Annotated in this window: 1 protein-coding gene; it reads right to left on the bottom strand. The window is 64.3% G+C overall.

Annotated features, from left to right (window positions below; all coding sequences use genetic code 11):
- Window positions 1-1,030, bottom strand: a 1,030-nt coding sequence (locus ABWU19_RS14855; RefSeq protein WP_435902409.1) for an integrase core domain-containing protein, incomplete at its 3' end; no start/stop codon positions are given.
- Between the last annotated feature and the right edge of the window lie 62 nt (window positions 1,031-1,092).

Raw genomic sequence — 1,092 nt, 5'->3', positions numbered from 1 at the left:
GAACCGACTCCGCCTGTAGTTTAGCCAGGAACTCCAGGGGAGCCAAGCCTTCCAGGGCCATGTGGGGTCTTCGGCCGTTGTAGTACGCCAGGTAGTCCTCCAGTTCGGCCTGGATTTCACCTACGCCCGTGGGCAAAGGCCGGGTATAGAACTCATCCCGAAAGGTCCGCTGCATCCTTTCCACATGGCCGTTGAGCTTAGGACGCCGAGGGGGCAGCACAAACCGCCGGATGCCCAGGCGCTGGCAGCCCTCCTCAAACGCCGCCATGAACTCGCTTCCCCCGTCCACCTGCACCGCCCGGATGGGAAAAGGACACCGCTCCACCAAAGCCCGCAGAAACCCTGCCGCCGTCTGGGCCGTGGCCCGGCGGTGCACCTCAGCCCAGGCCAGGCGGGTGGAGAGCTCCACCGCAGAAAAGTGCTTGACCTCCTCCCCGGGCCCCAAGCGCACGCTCAGGGTGTCCACCTGCACCAGGTCCCCAGGGGCCTTGACCTCATAGCCCTGAGGCTTCCGCTGTGCGTAGGGCCTAGGCGCCCTCCGCTGGGACTTCCCCCTCCTCGTCCGGGCCAGAAAGCTGGCCACGCGTTCTATGCGTCCCTGGCCCTCCAGGTAGACCAGGATGCGCCCCACCGTGCGTTCGCTTAGGGTATAGCCGGCCTTCCGCAAGGAAAGCCAGATGGGCCAGCGCCCCCAGGTGGGGTTCTCCTTCCGCAAGCCTTCCACCTGCACCAGCAGCTCGGGGCTCCAATGCACCTTGCCCCGCAGGCGCTGGGGCCTCTTACTCCTGGATTTCAGGCCGGTGAGTCCCTGGTCCTTGAGTCTTCCCTTCCAGCGGTAGTAGCTGGCCCGGCTGATCCCCACCAGCTCCTGCACCTCTGCCCAGCCAACCTTACGTTCCCTCAGGGCCTGCACAAGCTTGAGCTTGTGCAGGCGTTCCTGGACCATGGGGTCACCTGCGCCGGCCTCGGCCAGTTCTAAAGCTTTCCTGGCGCCTCTAAAGACCTCTTTGCCGACTGTGATAAGCTGCATCCGGGGAACCTCCTCTGCCAGAAGTGGTTCCCCTATTTTGCTTCGCTCAGAGTCTCACTTGT

The sequence above is a fragment of the Meiothermus cerbereus genome, from assembly GCF_051297115.1.
GTDB classification, from domain to species: domain Bacteria; phylum Deinococcota; class Deinococci; order Deinococcales; family Thermaceae; genus Meiothermus; species Meiothermus cerbereus_A.
The sequence above is the reverse complement of the archived record's forward strand: the minus strand, read 5'-3'. Positions and strand labels throughout refer to the sequence as shown.